Raw genomic sequence first — 18,343 nt, 5'->3', positions numbered from 1 at the left:
CTGTGAGGGCGCCGCGTTTTTTATTGGCTGCAATTTAGAAGTCCAGGCTGACACCCACGTTGATGCCTTGTTGGGTGAAGTCGTCATCCTTGCGGATGTTGTAGCTGGCCCGCAGTGCCAGGTCCTGAGTGAGTTTGTGGCTCACGCCCAGGTTGAGGCGGTTCAGGTTGGTCTGCGGGGTGTAACCGGCCAGGGTGAACCGGTTGTTCGGCAGGCTGTTAAGGTTGATGGTCAGATCCTGGGTGTCGTCGTTGTACTCGCGTTCGTGGGCAAACTCGCCAAACACTTGCGTCTGCGGGGTGACCTGATACTTGCCCTGGATACCGACGCCAAGGCGCCTGGAGTTGCGGGACTGGTCATCGAACGTCAGTGCAGTAGCGTCGGCGCCATCTTCCGAGTAACCATCGACTTCTACCTTGGCGAAATCGGCGCTCACGAATGGCGACAGGTGCCATGGGCTGCTCGCTTGTTGCGCGATGTCGTAACCCAGGCGACCGCTGATGCCCAGCACATAGCCGCTGGTATCGCCTTTTTCCCCGCGTTCGTTAACGCCAAGGTCGAACTTGCGCTTGAGGCTGTCGTAGTCCAGATGTCCGGCGGTCATTGCGGCGTCAGCCCACCAGCGGTTCTGCTGGTACTGGGCGAACGCTGTACCCATGTACGTGTTGAGTTTGTATTCTGAGTCGTCCTGACCTGCTTCGAGCTTCTGATGGTAGAAACCGGCAGCCACACCGACGCGCCAGGCTTCATTGAGACGGTAGCTGCCGCCGATGTTCAGGTTGTAGCCGTTGCCGTCAGCGCTTGCGCCGCTGCTTTGGGTGTCGAAGTCCTGGTGTTGGCCTCCACCGGCGACAATTGCTCGCCATTGGCCAACGCCTTGCCAGTTTTCCCAGTCAGCCAGCCACTGGTTGCGCAATTCATCCTGATGCGCTCGCAAGGTGCCCTGGGCCATTTCCGGCAGCAACGTCAACTCCCATGGTGCGGCAAGCAGGGAGTAGGCGTAATCGGCAATCAGGCGTTGCCCCGTTTCGGTCGGGTGGACCGAGTCGTTGTAGATCAGCTTGGTCGGGTCAGGGGTGGCACTGTTGATGCCGTACCGGGCGTTCTCGGTGCAGCTGTCGCCGCTGAAGCAGGTGGCGGTGAGGTTCTGGTCGGTGGCCAGGCCGAACTGCGCCGGGTTGGCGAACGTCTCTTTAAGCAGCAGCGGAATGTTGAGCGGGATGATCTCGGCGTTGACGCTCTGCAGTTGGCTCACCAGTTCGGTGTTGAACTGGGCGCTGAGCTGGGAGGTGAACGCTTGCAGCGGTGTGCCGTTGATAGCCGGGGTCAGGCCGATGTCCGGCAGCAACCAGACCATGATGTAGCGGGCACCGGCCTGTTGCAGGGTTTGCACGCTGCTGACCAGGCGATCGGCGGCGGCGCTGGCCCCGTCAAGGCTAGTCACTCGACCCTGGAGAAAGTCGTTGCCACCGCCCGAGAGGTAATACAGTGCATTCGGGTCGGCGCGGAAGTTGTTCGTCGGCAGGTAACCCGCGCGGCTGCGTTCGCCCGTGTCCGATGTGGTGGTGATCGAGTCGAGGATCTGGTCGGTGCGGTAGCCGCCGACAGCCCAGTTGTTGCCGTCAGGCAGGCCCTGGTTGGCGCGGACGGCCGAGGTCGAGGCGGCCGTTTGGTCAGGCGAAAACCCCAGTTTCCCCCCCAGCAACTGCGTCGAATTGGCGGCGCGAATTTCACCACTGCCATCCAGGTAGATCGGACCGGTGCGGTTGGTGAAGCGCTGCGTTGCCCCCGCTGGGCCCCCCGGATCAGCGAACGTCCCGGCATCGTTCAGGCTGTCGCCGAACACGATGAATTTGGAATAGGGGGAGGGGGCAGCTATCGCCTGAGCACAGGCCAGGGCGAGAAGGCAGCCAGCGAGCGGAACGAACAACGTCTGTTTGATCATGAGCAAGTCCGTTTATTTATTGTTGTAGAAAACGAAACGACAGTACCAAAAACTTTTGCGCTTTAGCTATGGCTAATGGCCTCATCCATTGTTTGATCAGGCTTGGGCTGCGCCATATTGCGCCCTCTGCTCAGCTAAGTTACTGTGCCCGAATGTATGAATGAGACCTTCCCTGTGTTAATCGTCAGCAAACTCTTGATGCGAGTTGTTAAGGCCCACGCCCGTTGGCGTTGGCGCGCCTAACTTTTCTCTGCCGGCCCGGCCGGACCTGTACCGATTTGCCTTCGTTACCCGTGTGAAGCACCGCTTGTGCTGGTTCAAGTCCAGCGACTGACAGAGCGGAAGACGCTGCGGGTAAATCATACGATGGCCGTATTAAAAGTCAGTGAATTCAAGAGGTTGTAACCCATGTTGCTGATGATCGATAACTACGACTCCTTTACTTACAACGTTGTGCAGTACCTTGGCGAGCTGGGCTCAGACGTCAAGGTTGTGCGCAACGATGAACTCACCATCGCGGAAATCGAAGCCCTCAAACCTGAGCGCATCGTCGTTTCTCCTGGCCCGTGCACCCCGACCGAAGCCGGTGTTTCTCTGGAAGTCATCAAGCACTTCGCCGGCAAGTTACCTATTCTGGGTGTATGCCTTGGACATCAGTCCATAGGCCAAGCGTTTGGCGGTGATGTGGTGCGTGCCCGTCAAGTCATGCACGGTAAGACTAGCCCGGTATTCCACGAGGACAAGGGTGTGTTTGAAGGCTTGAACCATCCGCTGACGGTCACGCGTTATCACTCGCTGATCGTCAAGCGCGAAACCCTGCCCGAGTGTCTGGAACTGACCGCCTGGACTCAACTTGAAGACGGCTCCATTGACGAGATCATGGGCCTTCGCCACAAAACGCTGAACATCGAGGGTGTGCAATTTCACCCCGAATCGATCCTCACCGAGCAGGGCCACGAGCTGTTCGCCAATTTCCTCAAGCAGAGCGGCGGCACGCGCTAAGGACTTTCCATGGATATCAAGACTGCCCTGAGCCGTATCGTCGGCCACCTGGACCTGAGTACTGATGAGATGCGCGATGTCATGCGCGAGATCATGACCGGGCAATGCACTGACGCGCAGATCGGCGCCTTTATGATGGCCATGCGCATGAAAAGCGAGAGCATCGACGAGATCGTCGGTGCCGTCTCGGTCATGCGTGAGCTGGCGGATAAAGTCGAACTGAAAAGCCTCGATGGCGTGGTCGATGTGGTCGGCACTGGTGGTGACGGTGCAAACATTTTCAACGTGTCGACGGCGGCTTCGTTTGTGGTCGCCGCGGCCGGTTGCACAGTGGCCAAGCACGGTAACCGCGCGGTTTCCGGCAAAAGCGGCAGCGCCGATTTACTGGAGGCTGCCGGCATCTATCTAAACCTGACGCCGGTTCAAGTGGCACGTTGCATTGATAACGTCGGCATTGGCTTCATGTTCGCTCAGGCCCATCACGGCGCAATGAAGTACGCCGCCGGGCCGCGCCGTGACTTGGGCCTGCGCACGCTGTTCAACATGCTTGGCCCGCTTACGAATCCGGCCGGTGTGAAGCATCAGGTAGTGGGCGTGTTCACTCAGGCGTTGTGCCGTCCATTGGCCGAAGTCTTGCAACGTTTGGGCAGCAAGCATGTGTTGGTGGTGCATTCCCAGGATGGTCTGGATGAATTCAGCCTTGCCGCGCTGACGTTCGTTGCCGAGCTTAAAAACGATGAAATCACCGAATACTGGGTCCAACCTGAAGACCTCGGTATCAAAAGTCAGAGCTTGTTTGGTCTGGTGGTCGAAAGCCCGGCGGCGTCACTTGAGTTGATTCGTGATGCTCTGGGTCGTCGCAAAACCGAGAACGGCCAGAAAGCTGCGGAAATGATCATGCTCAATGCCGGCGCCGCGCTGTATGCCGCCGATCATGCAAGCAGCCTCAAAGAGGGCGTTGCCCTGGCTCACGATGCACTGCACACCGGCCTGGCTCGGGAGAAACTCGAGGAACTGGGCGCGTTCACCGCGGTATTCAAGATGGAGAATGAGGGATGAGTGTGCCGACGGTTCTGGAAAAAATTCTTGCTCGCAAGGTTGAGGAAATCGCTGAGCGTAGTGCTCGCGTGAGCCTGGCTGAGTTGGAGCGCCTGGCTGCATCGGCCGATGCGCCACGGGGTTTTGCCGCGGCGTTGATCAAGCAGGCCAAGCTCAAGCAGCCGGCGGTAATTGCCGAGATCAAAAAAGCCTCGCCAAGCAAAGGTGTGATCTGCGAGAACTTCGTACCGGCAGACATCGCCAAGAGCTATGAGAAAGGCGGCGCGACCTGTCTGTCGGTGCTCACTGATATCGATTTCTTCCAGGGCGCCGACGCTTATCTGCAACAGGCACGAGCAGCGTGCAAATTGCCGGTGATCCGCAAGGACTTCATGATCGATCCCTATCAGATCGTTGAAGCCCGAGCGCTTGGCGCTGATTGCGTGTTGTTGATCGTTTCCGCGCTGGACGACGTGAAAATGGCCGAGCTGGCAGCCGTGGCGAAAAGCGTTGGTCTCGACGTGCTGGTTGAAGTGCACGACGGTGACGAGCTGGAGCGGGCCTTGAAAACCCTCGACACACCGTTGGTGGGGGTTAATAACCGTAACCTGCACACCTTTGAGGTCAATCTGGAAACCACCCTTGATCTATTGCCGCGTATCCCGCGTGATCGCTTGGTGATCACCGAGAGTGGCATCTTCAATCGAGCCGATGTCGAGCTGATGGAAATCAGCGACGTGTATTCGTTCCTGGTCGGCGAGGCGTTCATGCGCGCGGAGAGTCCGGGTGCTGAGCTGCAACGGTTGTTTTTCCCTGAGCGTGGTGTGCCGGTGAGCGGCTCCACTCTCGACTGAACCTGATTTAATGAAAAAACCGGCGATGCCGGTTTTTTTATATAAACGTGTGCCCATTGCACAGGATTCTACTGCCATGACTCAGCCCATTGCCTTGACCGTCGAAGCCGGCCTGCGCGCCGAACAGGATTTGCTGGCCTCTGTTTGCGCTGGCGAACAGGAGTTCGGCCTGTTGTTCTGGCAGCCGAGTGATCGAGCACTGGTCATGCCCCGGCGATTGAGCCGCTTGCCAGGCTTCGAGGCGGCAAGTATTGAGTTGGCCGCCAACGGCTGGCCGGTATTGTTGCGCGAGACCGGTGGAGAGCCGGTGCCGCAGTCTGCGGCAACCATCAATATCGCACTGGTCTACGCGCCGCCACGCAGTGAAGGTGATCAGGGGCGGATTGAAACCGCCTATCGCCGGTTGTGCGATCCAATCTGTGAGCTGCTCGCTGAACTCGGCGGTACTCCGTCGCTGGGGGAAATCGACGGCGCATTCTGCGACGGGCGTTTCAACGTCAATCTCGATGGTCGCAAGATGGTGGGCACCGCTCAGCGCTGGCGTCAGAGCAAGGGCGGTCAGCGTCCGGTGGGGTTGGTGCACGGCGCGCTGTTGCTGGACAACGAGCGCGAGTCGATGGTCGCGGCGGTCAACCGCTTCAATGAAGCTTGTGGTCTTGAACAGCGTGTTCGTGCCCAGAGCCACATTGCCTTGCATGAGCAATTCGCCGCCCCGGATGCAATCAAGCGACTGGATACCTTATATCGGCAGCTACTGACAAAATTGCTCCCGACTTAACGAGTGCCGAACACCACCATGGTCTTGCCTTTGACGTTCACCAGGTTGCGCTCTTCCAGATCCTTGAGCACGCGCCCGACCATTTCTCGCGAGCAGCCGACAATCCGGCCGATTTCCTGACGCGTCACTTTGATTTGCATACCGTCTGGATGGGTCATGGCATCTGGCTGTTTGCACAACTCCAGTAGGCAGCGGGCTACCCGGCCGGTGACGTCGAAGAACGCCAGGTCGCCGACTTTGCGCGTGGTATCGCGCAGGCGCTGGGCGATCTGGCCGCTGAGAACGTAGAGAATATCCGGGTCTCGCTGGGACAGTTCGCGGAACTTGCTGTAACTGATCTCCGCCACGTCGCACTCAATCTTGGCCCGTACCCAGGCGCTGCGTTGCTGTTCGTGGCCGGCTTCTTCAAATAAGCCCAGTTCACCGAAGAAGTCACCTGAGTTGAGGTAGGCGATGATCATTTCCCGACCATCATCGTCCTCGATCAGGATGGTGACCGAACCTTTGATGATGAAGAACAGCGTGTCCGAACGATCACCAGCACAGATGATATTACTCTTGGCCTGATAGCGTCGGCGTTGGCAGTGCATCAACAGCTTATCGAGGTTCTTTATCTTGGGTATGGGGGTAATAGCAACCATGGTTGAATCCCGAAAAGACTGCACGGTGTGGTTTCGTTTTAGCTTTTTATAGGGGCGAGACGCCGTAAACAGCTGGCCATGCGCCATTGATTTGGCGCCAGCTTAACAGACACATTCTGTATAGATTCGGGAATTTATCTATCGGAAGCGGCAACCATCAAGCCGGATGCAAAACCGCGTCTTTTCGGGGCCCTGTGCTAAGCTGGCGACCCTTTTTTAGCAGTGGAGTCTTGGCGATGAAGGCACGCATCCAATGGGCTGGCGAAGCCATGTTCCTCGGTGAATCGGGCAGCGGTCACGTAGTAGTCATGGATGGTCCGCCCGAAAGCGGCGGCCGTAACCTGGGTGTGCGGCCCATGGAAATGCTGCTGCTCGGTGTGGGCGGTTGCAGCAATTTCGATGTGGTCAGCATTTTGAAGAAGTCCCGTCAGGCAGTGGAAAGCTGTGAGGCCTTCCTCGAAGCCGAGCGTGCTACTGAAGATCCGAAGGTCTTTACCAAGATCCATATGCATTTCGTGGTCAAGGGCCGGGCGCTGAAAGAAGCCCAGGTCAAGCGCGCGATCGAGCTGTCGGCCGAGAAGTATTGCTCAGCGTCGATCATGCTTGGTGCCGCCGGCGTGGCCATTACCCACGACTACGAGATTATCGAACTCGGTTGAATCGACATTCAACTATCATAAAGTCAGTGCAGACTCTGGCGATCCCAGCCTGACGTCTGCATAATGCGCCACTTTTTTCAGGGCGGTGATCGCTTCCAAGGCAGGTCACTTGTCCGAACTGACAACCAAAATCGCCATCGCGAAGAGGTGTTAACCGTCCTACGCAGGTGCGTCGTTCGCATCTGACGGGCATGCTGGATCACGCGGCCCGGGCCGCAATACATAGAGAGTTTTTAACGGTGAAAAACAAACTCAAGCTCCACGGGTTCAATAACCTGACAAAGACCTTGAGCTTCAATATCTATGACATCTGCTACGCGGAAACCCCGCAGGACCAACAGGCTTACGTCGAGTACATCAACCAAGAGTACGACGCCGAACGCCTGACGCAGATTCTCACAGATGTTGTCGATATCATTGGTGCCAACATCCTGAACATCGCCCGTCAGGATTACGATCCGCAAGGCGCCAGCGTGACCATTCTGATTTCCGAGCAGCCGGTGACACCTACCGACAGCCAGATCGAAGAATCCCCAGGTCCACTGCCCGAGACCATCCTGGCTCACCTCGACAAAAGCCACATCACCGTACATACCTACCCGGAGATTCATCCGGTGGACGGTATTGCGACTTTCCGTGTGGATATCGATGTGTCGACGTGCGGGGTTATTTCACCGCTCAAAGCACTCAACTATCTGATTCACCAGTTCGACTCGGATATCGTAACCGTGGATTACCGCGTGCGCGGTTTTACCCGTGACGTTGAAGGCAAGAAGCACTTCATCGACCACGAGATCAACTCGATTCAGAACTACCTCTCCGAAGACACCCGCGACGGTTACCAGATGACTGACGTGAACGTGTACCAAGAGAATCTGTTCCACACCAAGATGCTGCTCAAGAACTTCGAACTGGATAACTACCTGTTCGGCGACGCCACCAGCAACTTGTCGGCCGAACAGCGCACTCAGGTCACTGAGCGGGTGAAGCACGAAATGCTTGAGATCTTCTCTGCTCGCAATATGCCGAGCTGATCTGCGAAGCAAAAAGAAAGGGCGCTTATTCAGCGCCCTTTTTTGTGTTCGTATCCCGTCCTGAATAGGTTTGCAGACTCAGATCCGATAAGTGCTCTTGGTCATGACCTTGGCCATCAGACTCATGCCGAATTTGACCGGCGCTGGGAAACGGAAACCACCGGCATCCAGTGCGCTTTCGGCGTGTTGTTCTTCATCGATGCGCATCTGTTCGAGAATGGCTCGAGACTTTTCGTCTTCGGCAGGCAGTTGTTCAAGGTGTTCGTTCAAATGCTTGCAGACCTGATCTTCAGTCGCTGCCACGAAACCAAGGCTGACTTTGTCGCTGATCAGCCCGGCAACTGCGCCAATGCCGAACGACATGCCGTAGAACAATGGGTTCAATAGGCTGGTATGGCTGCCTAATTGACGGATGCGTTGTTCGCACCAGACGAGGTGATCGATCTCCTCTTCGGCGGCATGTTCCATCGCGGCCCGCACGTGCGGCAGCTTGGCGGTCAGGGCCTGGCCCTGATACAGCGCCTGGGCACAGACTTCGCCGGTATGGTTGATGCGCATCAGGCCGGCGACGTGCCGGGTGTCCGCATCGCTCATCTGCGCGTCAGGCTGCACGATGGCCGGCGAAGGACGATAAGGCTGGCCGCTGAAAGGCAGCAGCGTGCGCATCGCGGTATCGGCTTGCAATAGAAGACGGTCAATCGGCGAGTAGTGACGTTGGGTAGTCATGCTTACCTCCGGGAAGAATCACGGCGGCCAGTTTACCCCAATCGATGAGGCGAAGCCTGCGCTGGATCAGCGCACCCTTGGCTGCAAGGGTGCGCCGCAAAGGTGGGTTCTAGAGCAATCAGCCCGGAGGCCAGTGCATCTGACGCTGGCCGAGCACATGCATATGAATGTGATAGACGGTCTGTCCGCCGAGTTCATTGCAGTTCATGACCACACGAAAGCCTTCTGCGCAGCCAAGCTCTGTGGCCAGACGTTGGGCGGTGAACAGCATATGTCCGGCCAGCGCCTTGTCATCCTCTGTGAGGTCGTTAAGCGTGCGGACCGGTTTCTTCGGAATGACCAGAAAGTGCACCGGTGCCTGTGGGGCAATATCGTGGAAGGCCAGTATCTGGTCATCCTCGTAGATGATCCTCGCGGGTATTTCTCTGTTGATGATCTTGGTGAACAGAGTATCCACAGCTGTTTCTCCATTGTGTTGGTCCGGACTGAGTGTACTCAGACGATCTGCCTGCGCCCAGCCCTTTGCGTAGTAGTGAGTTAACGCGGGCAGTAAGTCTTGTTGATGGCGCCGGCGATTTTCCGTGTCAGCCAGCGCGAGCCAAGGCGCGGAATAAAGGCGCGCCAGCGGTTGCGGCGGCCGGGAATAATGATTGCGCGGTTCTTCTCCAGAGCGCGCACGGTGTAAAGCGCGACTTCCTCTGGGCTCATTAGCCGTTTGCTGTTTTCCAGCTTACTGGCGTCGAGCTGGGCGGTGCGGAAGAAGGCGGTGCGCGTCGGTCCGGGGCAGAGCACCGATACTTTTACGGCGCATTTTTTCAATTCTTCGCGCAGACCTTCAGAGAAATGCAGGACATAGGCCTTACTGGCGTAGTACGTACTCATCCAGGGGCCAGGATGGAAGGCCGCAATCGAGGCAACATTCAGTATCTGTCCGCCACCCTGCAGGGCCATGGTGTTGCCGACGGAATGACACAAGCGAGTGAGGGCGAGAATATTAACTTCGATCAGGTCTTGTTCGGTCATCCAGTCCTGGGCCAGAAACGGGCCGCAGGTGCCAATGCCGGCGCAATTGACCAGCAAATCAATCTGGCGATCACCTTCTTCAAGCTCCAGCAAAAAGCCGGAAAGGCGCAGTGGTTCGCCCAGATCACAGGCGCGGAACAACACTTCCACACCAAAGCGTTGGGTCAGTTCTATCGCAATGCTTTCCAACTGATCACGCTGGCGGGCCACCAGAATCAGGCTTCGGCCGCGCCTTGCCAGTGCTTCGGCCATGGCCAGGCCAATGCCGCTGGAAGCGCCAGTGATCAGAGCGTAACGGGTCATGCAGTTCTCCATTGCAACGGCTCTGCGCCGGGACTGAGATGTCCAGGGGGCAGAGCGCTTTTCATTCTTGCGCAGAGTCTACAGGTGGCTGAGCTGATTGGGCTTCATCTGTTGCGGGTTCGACGCTTTCATAGCTGCTCATCGAGCTGCTCTCGTACTCCTCCGTGAGGGTACTGAGGCCGCCGGAGATTGCGCCGATCAACACCACGGCAAGTAACACCAGCCACAGCGAAGACAGCACTTTGACCGCGGTGCTGTTGGGCGGCGGCGGTGCGCCATAACGGTTGGCGCCGGTATTGCCCGGCATAACCGTTATCAGAATCGGGAATACACTACCCACGAGCGGCACAAGGTTCAGGAACCACAACCAGCCTGACCAGCCAAGGTCGTGGAGGCGTTGGACCGTAATGGTGATATTTACGTAAAGGTAGGCAAGCACCGCAACGATGCAAAACAGGCTTCCCAGCACGAAATGATCGCCAGTGAGCAAACTCAAGGCAACGACACCTGCAACAGCGGCGGCGACCAATAGCGACACCAATGTCCAGGCCAGAAACCTCAGTCGGCCGATTCGTCCTTGAACGTTGAACACTTTCAGCTCGGAAAACTCCGGAAGGGCTTCGCCGACCGATGCGCGAGGAGGGCTGTAGGGCGATTCGTCATCACTGGAAGACGATGCATTATCGGCAGCGGGTTGATGAACCTCGGTGAGGCTGAGCTCGATCGGTTGTTGCGCCTCGATTCTGGCGTCGATGCCCGTCTTCGACAGTGCATCAAGGTAAGTTTGCGCATCCCCCTGGGAAAGGTCGCGCTTCAATGCAACACGCTTCCCGCTAAACAGCTGCTCGATGGCCGAGACATCGGTTTTGAACAAGTCGGCGAGATTGAGCTTCGCCGTGGTGATCTCGACGCCGGGAAGTAGAGCTCCGTCGAATACGATCTTGAAACGGTTCTCGCTCATGCCGGGCATCCTTGTCATTTGAAATGGGAGGGCGTTACAGATGCAGAGTTTAAGGCCAGTCATAATTGCCTGGCCAAAAAACACCTACTGCGTTAACGCGGCCAACGTTTTGGCAGCTGCGCGGCAAGCTCCTGCGCACAACGGTATTCGGCGTCCAGCCGTGCTACCAGTTGATCGACACTGGGCAGATCATCGATTTCGCCAACACCCTGGCCAGCAGACCAAACGGTTTTCCAGGCTTTGGCTTCGTCGCTAAGGGGTTTGAGTTTCGAGCCGAAGTTGACTTCGCCTTTGCCCTGCAGCGCTGACAGATCGAAACCGGCATTTACCAGACTCTGGCGCATGAAGCTTGCGGGGACGCCGGACACTGCTGGGGTATGGATGATGTCGGCAGCCTTGGAGTTCAGTAGCATCTCTTTATACGCTTCAGGTGCGTGGCTTTCGGTAGTGCCGATAAAGCGTGTGCCGAAGTACGCCAGGTCCGCGCCGAGCAGTTGTGCGGCGAGAATTTCGTGGCCATGGTTCAAGCAGCCGGCCAGTAGCAGGGTCTTGTCGAAGAACTGACGGATTTCGGCAATCAGCGAGAACGGGCTCCATGTCCCGGCATGCCCACCAGCACCAGCGGCGACCGCAATCAGTCCGTCAACACCCGCTTCAGCGGCTTTTTCAGCGTGGCGACGGGTCGTGACGTCGTGAAATACCAGTCCGCCGTAACTGTGTACCGCATCAACGAGCTCTTTCACTGCGCCAAGACTGGTGATGACGATGGGCACTTTGTGTTCGATGCAGATCGCCAGATCCGCTTCCAGACGCGGGTTGCTGTTGTGGACGATGAGGTTCACGGCATATGGCGCAGGGTTCTCAAGCGTTGCCAGCCCCGCTTCGATTTCTTCGAGCCAGGCTTTGAAACCGCTGCTTTCGCGCTGATTGAGAGCAGGAAAACTCCCCACCACACCGTTACGGCAGCAAGCCAGTACCAACTGCGGATTGGAAATCAGGAACATCGGCGCTGCCACCACAGGCAGACGCAAACGTTGTTCAAGCAGAGCGGGCAGCGACATTGGAAGTACCCCGAATAGTTGCGACTCAGTAGGATTTAAAACGGCCGTACAACGACCAAAATGACAATAGCCAGCAATATCAGAACTGGCACTTCATTGAACCAGCGATAAAAGACATGGCTGCGGGTGTTTTCGCCACGGGCAAACCGTTTTACCTGTGCGCCGCACATATGGTGGTAGCCGATTAGAATCACCACGAGGGTCAGTTTGGCGTGCATCCAGGCACCTTGGCCGAAGTAGGCGCTCGGGTTGAGGCTGATCAGCCAGATTCCGAACACTAGCGTGGCGATCATCGCCGGCCCCATGATGCCGCGATACAACTTGCGTTCCATGACACTGAAGCGCTCCTTGCTGACGCTGTCTTCGCTTTGGGCGTGATAGACGAACAGTCGCGGCAGGTAGAACAGGCCGGCAAACCAGCAGACCAGACTGACAATGTGAAAAGCTTTGAGCCACAAATACAGCATTTTTAGTTATTCCCAGGTTCACGGTAGCCCGAATAGTAGAGGCTTGAGCGTCCGCACGTCACCTTGACGGTTGTCGCAGGGCTGCGTGACCCCTATTATCAACAGCTTTCCAGTGGGTTCGTTGAGGGCAGGTATATGGTCAAGGTCGGTATCGTCGGCGGCACGGGTTACACCGGTGTCGAACTGCTGCGTCTGTTGGCGCAGCATCCGCAAGCTGAAGTGGTAGTCATCACTTCGCGATCCGAGGCGGGCCTGGCCGTTGCCGACATGTACCCGAATCTGCGAGGTCACTACGACGGTCTGGCGTTCAGCGTGCCGGACATCAAAACCCTGGCGGCCTGCGATGTGGTGTTCTTTGCCACGCCGCACGGGGTTGCTCATGCGTTGGCAGGTGAGTTGCTGGCGGCAGGCACCAAGGTTATCGATCTGTCTGCAGATTTCCGTTTGCAGGACGCCGAAGAATGGGCCAAGTGGTACGGTCAGCCGCATGGCGCGCCGCAACTGCTGGAAGAAGCTGTTTATGGTTTGCCGGAAGTCAATCGCGAGCAAATCAAGCAGGCGCGCCTGATTGCGGTTCCGGGTTGCTATCCAACCGCCACTCAGCTGGGATTTCTTCCATTGCTTGAGGCCGGGCTGGCAGATACCACGCGCTTGATCGCTGACTGCAAGTCGGGTGTCAGTGGCGCCGGTCGTGGCGCCAGCGTGGGTTCGCTGTACTCCGAAACCTCCGAAAGCATGAAGGCCTATGCGGTCAAAGGACATCGTCACTTGCCTGAGATTCGTCAGGGGCTGCGTCGCGCTGCGGGCAAAGACGTGGGCTTGACCTTCGTTCCGCACTTGACGCCAATGATCCGCGGCATTCACTCGACGCTCTACGCCACTGTCGTGGACAGGTCGGTGGATCTGCAGGCTCTGTTTGAAAAGCGCTACGCCAATGAGCCGTTCGTCGACGTCATGCCAGCCGGCAGTCATCCGGAAACCCGTAGCGTGCGCGGCGCCAATGTCTGCCGTATTGCCGTGCATCGTCCACAAGACGGTGATCTGGTGGTGGTGTTGTCGGTGATCGATAACCTGGTCAAAGGGGCGTCGGGTCAGGCGGTACAGAACCTGAACATCCTGTTCGGCCTGGATGAGCGCTTGGGCTTGTCCCACGCCGGAATGTTGCCGTAAGGTTTTTATCCCGCTCAGTAGAAGGCCCGTTAACCGGGCCTTTCTGCATTCTGTGATGAAGCTTTTGCTTATTGGTACACCATAACAATAGTTGACCGCTTTTCTAGGAGAAGCGGATAATGCGCGTCATCACGCATTATGGCGGCGTAACGCCGGGAGATAGTCAGCATGAGCGTCGAATCCTTCACCCCCACGGCTTTGCAATTCACCCACGGTGCCGCGCACAAGGTGAAGAGCCTGGTCGATGAAGAGGGTAATGATCGCTTGAAGCTGCGCGTATTCGTTACGGGCGGCGGTTGTTCAGGGTTTCAATACGGCTTCACCTTCGATGAAGAAGTGGCCGATGACGACACCATCGTCGAGCGCGAAGGCGTCAGTCTGGTCGTAGACCCGATGAGCTTTCAGTACCTGGCCGGTGCCGAGGTGGATTATCAGGAAGGTCTGGAGGGCTCTCGTTTCGTGATCAAGAACCCGAATGCCTCCACAACCTGTGGTTGCGGTTCTTCGTTCTCGATCTGATCGATCAGCGCTGTACTCGTTTCACTCAACGCCGCACGGCTTCAGAGCTCTGCGGCGTTTTGCTGTCTATCGATCAAGCGGGATAGATGGCGCCGAGTACGCGCAAGCCGCGAGCGCCGGTGACGCTGGGGCGATTGGCTGCAATGCCTTCCAGGCAGCAATGGGCCAGCCAGGCAAACGCCATGGCTTCGACCCAGTCGGGGTCTACACCGTAAGCGGCGGTGCTGCTGACCTTGGCATTTGGCAGTAGGGTGGCGAGGCGACTCATTAGCGCGGCGTTGTGGGCGCCTCCGCCGCAGACCAGCAATTCTTGCGTCCCGTTTTGTGCCGCCTGTAATGACTCAACGATGGTCAATGCGGTCAGCTCAAGCAGCGTCGCCTGCACATCTTCGGCGGCAAATGCTGGCAGGCGACGCAGATGTTGCTGAAGCCATTCAAGGTTGAATACTTCGCGTCCGGTGCTCTTTGGGCCTTTGGTCACGAAGAAGGGGTCGCTGAGCAGCTCTTTCAGCAGTGCGGGTTCTACCTTGCCGCTGGCGGCCCATTGGCCGTCGCGATCGAAGTTATCGCCGCGTTGTGTGTGAATCCAGGCATCAAGCAGAACGTTCCCGGGGCCGCAGTCAAAACCTGCGACGGGCTTGCCGGTCTCGATCAGGCTGAGATTGCTGAAGCCACCGACATTCAGCACTGCGCGATTACCTGCACGCTCGTCAAAAAGTGCTTCATGGAAGGCTGGAACCAGCGGAGCGCCCTGGCCGCCAGCGGCAACATCGCGGCTGCGGAAGTCGCTGACGACGGTAATGCCGGTCAGTTCACTCAGCAGGGCAGGATTGCCGATCTGGACGGTGAAGCCTCGTGCAGGTTCGTGGCGAATGGTTTGCCCATGGCTGCCAATCGCTCGAATCTCCTCAGGTTTCAGTTGTTGTTGATCAAGGAGGGTGCGGATGCCCTGCGCGGCCAGTTGCACCCAGTTTTGTTGGGCGATGGCCGAGCGGGCAATCTCGTCGGGGCCGCTGGCGCACAAGCCAAGCAGCTCGGCGCGCAGGGTTTCGGGCATGGGGATGTAGTGCGTGGCGATCAGCTTGATCGCCGGTGCTTGCTCAATCAGCGCAATATCCAGACCATCAAGGCTGGTCCCGGACATCACACCTATATAGAGCACCATGGCTTAGCGTTTTCTCGAAGCCAGCATGGTGGTTTTCTCTTGATCCATTCGCGCCATCAGTGGCTGACTCTGCTGCAGGAAGCGCGCGCGCTCCGCTTTGGCGATCGGATCGGCCATCGGCAGCTTCTGACCCAGCGGGTCGACGTGCACGCCATTGACCTGGAACTCATAGTGCAAATGCGGACCTGTTGAGAGGCCGGTAGTACCGATATAACCGATCACCTGGCCTTGCTTCACCGTGCCGCCAGTCTGGACGCCCTTGGCGAAGCCCTGCATGTGACCGTACAGCGTACGGTAGGTATTGCCGTGCTGGATGATAACGGTGTTGCCGTAACCGCCGCGGCGGCCTGCCAATAGAACCTTGCCATCGCCGGCCGCCTTGATTGGCGTGCCGCGCGGGGCTGCGTAATCGACGCCTTTATGGGCGCGGATTTTGTTCAGGATCGGGTGCTTGCGACCCATAGAGAAGCGCGAGCTGATGCGGGCGAAGTCGACCGGGGTACGAATGAACGCCTTGCGCATGCTGTTGCCATCAGCGGTGTAGTAGCTGCTGTTACCTTGTTTGTTGGTGTAACGCACGGCGGTATAGGTCTTGCCGCGGTTGGTGAAGCGTGCGGAAAGGATCGGACCGGTGCCGACGGTCTTGCCATTGATGACCTTTTGTTCATAGATCACCTCAAACTCATCACCCTGGCGAATATCCTGGGCGAAATCGACGTCATAGCCAAACACGCTGGCCATGTCCATGGTCAGGCTATGGGACAGACCGGCACGCGCGGCGGACTGTGAGAGTGAGCTGTTGATCACGCCATGAACATAGGCGGAACGCACGGCGGGCTTAGTAGTAACGCGGTTGAACGCAAAGCCTTTGGCACCCTTGGTCAGAGTAATGCTTTCCAGGTCGCTGACCTTGCTGTGCAAATTGTTCAGCTGGCCATCGGGGCCTACTTCGAACTCGAGTTTCTGGCCGCGTTTGAGTTGCGAGAACTGCTTGGCTTGTTTATCGCTGGCCAGGACCTCATGCACCGACGCTGCCGGCAGGCCAGCTTTCTCGAATAGCGTGGAAAGCGTGTCGCCCTTGGCAACAATTACTTCCCTGTGGCCAGGGGCTTTTTTCTCTTCTACAACCGCTGGAGCAGACTGTGCTTGAGCGGTTTCCCGGGTGTCTTCAGAGTCGTTTTCGATCTGGGCGAACGGAGAGGCTACCGCTTCATTTGTGGCTTGTTCGGCGCTGGAGGCGTCTTGATCTTGTGTCAGTTGCTCAATCGGGGTTTCCAGATCGAGACTCAGAGTTGTTCTTTTTGCTTCTACATCACTGGAAGGGAATACCAGGAGCGCCAGGCTGAGGAGGGCGGCGATGCCACTTGCTGCGAGCAAGTGGGTCTTCGGATAAAGCGGCGGCGCTTTAGAAGGTTCAGTGGTCATAGGTGATTTGACTTTGATGAAGATGAATTGGAAAAGATGAATGACATGATGAAGACGAAATAACTGTATAAAATATAACCAAATCATCTGTGAAGCAAGCTCGCGGACACTCTGTTCGCGGATTGGCCTCCGTACGCCGGGCAAAACTTGTAATTAGTCCGCGATCTTGTATGGTTGGTTCCCTTTGAATCTGAGCCTGCGGGTCTGTTATGAAGTCGGTTGAAGAGCAGCTAGCGCTGATCAAACGTGGTGCGGAAGAAGTGTTGGTCGAGTCCGAGCTGATCGAAAAGCTCAAGCGTGGCCAGCCGCTACGTATTAAAGCTGGTTTCGATCCGACTGCACCGGATTTGCACCTGGGTCACACGGTGCTTATTAATAAGCTGCGCCAGTTCCAGGATCTGGGTCACCAGGTGATCTTCCTTATAGGTGACTTCACCGGGATGATCGGTGATCCGAGCGGCAAGAGCGCAACTCGTCCGCCGCTGACACGCGAGCAGGTTCTCGAAAATGCCGAGACCTATAAGACCCAGGTATTCAAAATTCTTGACCCGGCCAAAACCGAGGTGGCGTTCAACTCCACCTGGATGGACAAGATGGGGCCGGCGGATTTCATTCGCCTTACCTCGCAGTACACCGTAGCGCGCATGCTTGAGCGCGACGACTTCGATAAGCGCTACTCGACCAATCAGCCGATCGCGATCCATGAGTTTCTTTATCCGCTGGTTCAGGGGTATGACTCGGTTGCGCTGCGTGCCGATATTGAGTTGGGTGGTACGGATCAGAAGTTCAACCTGCTGATGGGGCGTGAGTTGCAGCGCGCTTATGGGCAGGAGGCACAGTGCATTCTCACCATGCCGCTGCTTGAAGGTCTGGATGGTGTGAAGAAGATGTCCAAGTCGCTGGGTAACTATGTTGGTATTCAGGAGGCGCCGGGTGTCATGTACGGCAAGCTGGTTTCGATTCCTGATGTACTGATGTGGCGCTACTTCGAATTGCTGAGCTTCCGTTCGATGGATGAGATTGCGGTCTTTAAAGCTGATGTAGAAGCTGGCGCAAATCCTCGTGACATCAAGATCAAGCTCGCTGAAGAGATCGTTGCGCGCTTCCATGGTGAAGAGGCTGCGGCGAACGCTCATCGTGCTGCTGGCAATCGCATGAAGGAAGGCGAGCTGCCGGACGATGTGCCTGAGATCGAATTGACTGCTGCTGAAGATATGCCGATTGCCGCCGTCCTTAATAAGGCAGGTCTGGTGAAAAACTCGGCAGTAGCGCGCGATCTTCTTGGCTCTGGCGGTGTGCGTATAGATGGTGAGGTGGTTGATCGCACCTATATATATGCATTGGGTGCGACCCACGTTTGTCAGGCCGGAAAGAAGGCATTTGCGCGTATTACGCTCAAATCGGAATAAGGCTGAAATTAGAGGTTGACGGCAGATTCTGGACGTCTATAATTCGCCCCACTTCCGGCGCAGTCGAAACGGAAAACTCCTTGCTAAACAATGAGTTGCGCAGTTTTCGACAGCGGTTACGCTTCTGTTCAGCGAAGCCCGAAGGAGTTAATAAGGTCGTGTT

The 18,343-nt window shown here is 57.1% G+C and carries 19 protein-coding genes; 9 read left to right on the top strand and 10 right to left on the bottom strand.

Annotated features, from left to right (window positions below):
• Positions 1–34: 34 nt before the first annotated feature.
• On the bottom strand, positions 35–1,945 hold the full coding sequence (estP, locus tag ACN1C3_RS30870; protein WP_419119511.1) for an esterase EstP: 1,911 nt from the start codon (positions 1,943–1,945) through the stop codon (positions 35–37).
• Positions 1,946–2,353: 408 nt separating this feature from the next.
• Between estP and ACN1C3_RS30865 the strand changes: the two genes are divergently transcribed.
• The 4 genes from ACN1C3_RS30865 (at position 2,354) to ACN1C3_RS30850 (ending at position 5,617) form a co-directional block, all read left to right on the top strand.
• Entirely contained in the window at positions 2,354–2,947 is a 594-nt protein-coding gene (locus ACN1C3_RS30865; RefSeq protein WP_150640363.1) for an aminodeoxychorismate/anthranilate synthase component II, read from the top strand.
• 9 nt (positions 2,948–2,956) lie between these two features.
• Complete coding sequence (trpD, locus tag ACN1C3_RS30860; protein ID WP_419119510.1) at positions 2,957–4,006, top strand: anthranilate phosphoribosyltransferase; 1,050 nt, start codon at positions 2,957–2,959, stop codon at positions 4,004–4,006.
• A complete protein-coding gene (gene trpC / locus ACN1C3_RS30855; RefSeq protein WP_419119509.1) occupies positions 4,003–4,839 on the top strand; it encodes an indole-3-glycerol phosphate synthase TrpC in 837 nt (278 codons plus the stop codon). Before trpD ends, trpC begins: the two co-directional genes overlap by 4 nt.
• A 76-nt stretch (positions 4,840–4,915) precedes the next feature.
• Positions 4,916–5,617 carry a lipoate--protein ligase family protein gene (locus ACN1C3_RS30850; protein WP_419119508.1) on the top strand — a complete coding sequence of 234 codons (702 nt, stop codon included), beginning with the start codon at positions 4,916–4,918 and terminating at the stop codon, positions 5,615–5,617.
• Here ACN1C3_RS30850 and crp read toward each other — a convergent pair.
• A complete protein-coding gene (crp, locus tag ACN1C3_RS30845) occupies positions 5,614–6,258 on the bottom strand; it encodes a cAMP-activated global transcriptional regulator CRP (protein ID WP_419119507.1) in 645 nt (214 codons plus the stop codon). The genes ACN1C3_RS30850 and crp overlap by 4 nt on opposite strands.
• A gap of 236 nt (positions 6,259–6,494) precedes the next feature.
• Here crp and ACN1C3_RS30840 point away from each other — a divergent pair, with 236 nt between their 5' ends.
• Together ACN1C3_RS30840 and speD are read left to right on the top strand one after the other, a co-directional pair.
• Positions 6,495–6,917 (top strand): OsmC family protein, encoded by a 423-nt coding sequence (locus ACN1C3_RS30840; RefSeq protein WP_419119506.1) that lies wholly within the window; start codon positions 6,495–6,497, stop codon positions 6,915–6,917.
• A gap of 239 nt (positions 6,918–7,156) precedes the next feature.
• Entirely contained in the window at positions 7,157–7,951 is a 795-nt protein-coding gene (gene speD, locus ACN1C3_RS30835; RefSeq protein WP_419119505.1) for an adenosylmethionine decarboxylase, read from the top strand.
• Between the two features lie 78 nt (positions 7,952–8,029).
• Here speD and coq7 read toward each other — a convergent pair whose 3' ends face one another.
• From coq7 to hemJ, 6 genes are all read right to left on the bottom strand, one after another.
• Entirely contained in the window at positions 8,030–8,677 is a 648-nt protein-coding gene (gene coq7 / locus ACN1C3_RS30830) for a 2-polyprenyl-3-methyl-6-methoxy-1,4-benzoquinone monooxygenase (protein WP_419119504.1), read from the bottom strand.
• Between the two features lie 118 nt (positions 8,678–8,795).
• Positions 8,796–9,134 (bottom strand): histidine triad nucleotide-binding protein, encoded by a 339-nt coding sequence (locus ACN1C3_RS30825; RefSeq protein WP_419119503.1) that lies wholly within the window; start codon positions 9,132–9,134, stop codon positions 8,796–8,798.
• A gap of 80 nt (positions 9,135–9,214) precedes the next feature.
• Positions 9,215–10,003, bottom strand: coding sequence for an SDR family NAD(P)-dependent oxidoreductase (locus tag ACN1C3_RS30820; RefSeq protein ID WP_419119502.1), 789 nt, complete (start codon positions 10,001–10,003; stop codon positions 9,215–9,217).
• Positions 10,004–10,064: 61 nt separating this feature from the next.
• Entirely contained in the window at positions 10,065–10,964 is a 900-nt protein-coding gene (locus ACN1C3_RS30815; RefSeq protein ID WP_419119501.1) for a DUF805 domain-containing protein, read from the bottom strand.
• Positions 10,965–11,056: 92 nt separating this feature from the next.
• The gene (locus ACN1C3_RS30810) at positions 11,057–12,025 is read right to left on the bottom strand and encodes an NAD(P)H-dependent flavin oxidoreductase (protein ID WP_419119500.1); all 969 of its coding nucleotides are present in this window, start codon (positions 12,023–12,025) and stop codon (positions 11,057–11,059) included.
• Positions 12,026–12,060: 35 nt separating this feature from the next.
• Complete coding sequence (hemJ, locus tag ACN1C3_RS30805) at positions 12,061–12,492, bottom strand: protoporphyrinogen oxidase HemJ (RefSeq protein ID WP_419119499.1); 432 nt, start codon at positions 12,490–12,492, stop codon at positions 12,061–12,063.
• Positions 12,493–12,627: 135 nt separating this feature from the next.
• On the opposite strand from hemJ, the gene argC reads away from it, so the two are divergent.
• Together argC and erpA are read left to right on the top strand one after the other, a co-directional pair.
• On the top strand, positions 12,628–13,662 hold the full coding sequence (gene argC / locus ACN1C3_RS30800) for an N-acetyl-gamma-glutamyl-phosphate reductase (RefSeq protein ID WP_419119498.1): 1,035 nt from the start codon (positions 12,628–12,630) through the stop codon (positions 13,660–13,662).
• A 168-nt stretch (positions 13,663–13,830) separates the two neighbouring features.
• The gene (gene erpA, locus ACN1C3_RS30795) at positions 13,831–14,181 is read left to right on the top strand and encodes an iron-sulfur cluster insertion protein ErpA (protein WP_007947969.1); all 351 of its coding nucleotides are present in this window, start codon (positions 13,831–13,833) and stop codon (positions 14,179–14,181) included.
• Positions 14,182–14,254: 73 nt separating this feature from the next.
• Here the strand turns inward: erpA and ACN1C3_RS30790 are convergent, their stop codons facing one another.
• Entirely contained in the window at positions 14,255–15,346 is a 1,092-nt protein-coding gene (locus ACN1C3_RS30790; RefSeq protein WP_419119497.1) for an anhydro-N-acetylmuramic acid kinase, read from the bottom strand.
• Between the two features lie 3 nt (positions 15,347–15,349).
• Complete coding sequence (locus ACN1C3_RS30785; protein WP_419119496.1) at positions 15,350–16,771, bottom strand: peptidoglycan DD-metalloendopeptidase family protein; 1,422 nt, start codon at positions 16,769–16,771, stop codon at positions 15,350–15,352.
• Positions 16,772–16,980: 209 nt separating this feature from the next.
• On the opposite strand from ACN1C3_RS30785, the gene tyrS reads away from it, so the two are divergent.
• On the top strand, positions 16,981–18,180 hold the full coding sequence (tyrS, locus tag ACN1C3_RS30780) for a tyrosine--tRNA ligase (protein WP_419119495.1): 1,200 nt from the start codon (positions 16,981–16,983) through the stop codon (positions 18,178–18,180).
• Positions 18,181–18,343 lie beyond the last annotated feature (163 nt).

It is taken from the genome of Pseudomonas sp. H11T01 (assembly GCF_048515765.1).
Classification (GTDB): Bacteria; Pseudomonadota; Gammaproteobacteria; order Pseudomonadales; family Pseudomonadaceae; genus Aquipseudomonas.
This window is presented reverse-complemented; position numbering and strand designations above follow the sequence as displayed.

Coding starts and splice junctions, on each gene's coding strand:
- estP (WP_419119511.1), bottom strand. CDS start 1,945: ATGATCAAACAGACGTTGTTCGTTCCGCTCGCTGGCTGCCTTCTCGCC.
- ACN1C3_RS30865 (WP_150640363.1), top strand. CDS start 2,354: ATGTTGCTGATGATCGATAACTACGACTCCTTTACTTACAACGTTGTG.
- trpD (WP_419119510.1), top strand. CDS start 2,957: ATGGATATCAAGACTGCCCTGAGCCGTATCGTCGGCCACCTGGACCTG.
- trpC (WP_419119509.1), top strand. CDS start 4,003: ATGAGTGTGCCGACGGTTCTGGAAAAAATTCTTGCTCGCAAGGTTGAG.
- ACN1C3_RS30850 (WP_419119508.1), top strand. CDS start 4,916: ATGACTCAGCCCATTGCCTTGACCGTCGAAGCCGGCCTGCGCGCCGAA.
- crp (WP_419119507.1), bottom strand. CDS start 6,258: ATGGTTGCTATTACCCCCATACCCAAGATAAAGAACCTCGATAAGCTG.
- ACN1C3_RS30840 (WP_419119506.1), top strand. CDS start 6,495: ATGAAGGCACGCATCCAATGGGCTGGCGAAGCCATGTTCCTCGGTGAA.
- coq7 (WP_419119504.1), bottom strand. CDS start 8,677: ATGACTACCCAACGTCACTACTCGCCGATTGACCGTCTTCTATTGCAA.
- ACN1C3_RS30820 (WP_419119502.1), bottom strand. CDS start 10,003: ATGACCCGTTACGCTCTGATCACTGGCGCTTCCAGCGGCATTGGCCTG.
- ACN1C3_RS30815 (WP_419119501.1), bottom strand. CDS start 10,964: ATGAGCGAGAACCGTTTCAAGATCGTATTCGACGGAGCTCTACTTCCC.
- ACN1C3_RS30810 (WP_419119500.1), bottom strand. CDS start 12,025: ATGTCGCTGCCCGCTCTGCTTGAACAACGTTTGCGTCTGCCTGTGGTG.
- hemJ (WP_419119499.1), bottom strand. CDS start 12,492: ATGCTGTATTTGTGGCTCAAAGCTTTTCACATTGTCAGTCTGGTCTGC.
- argC (WP_419119498.1), top strand. CDS start 12,628: ATGGTCAAGGTCGGTATCGTCGGCGGCACGGGTTACACCGGTGTCGAA.
- erpA (WP_007947969.1), top strand. CDS start 13,831: ATGAGCGTCGAATCCTTCACCCCCACGGCTTTGCAATTCACCCACGGT.
- ACN1C3_RS30790 (WP_419119497.1), bottom strand. CDS start 15,346: ATGGTGCTCTATATAGGTGTGATGTCCGGGACCAGCCTTGATGGTCTG.
- ACN1C3_RS30785 (WP_419119496.1), bottom strand. CDS start 16,771: ATGACCACTGAACCTTCTAAAGCGCCGCCGCTTTATCCGAAGACCCAC.
- tyrS (WP_419119495.1), top strand. CDS start 16,981: ATGAAGTCGGTTGAAGAGCAGCTAGCGCTGATCAAACGTGGTGCGGAA.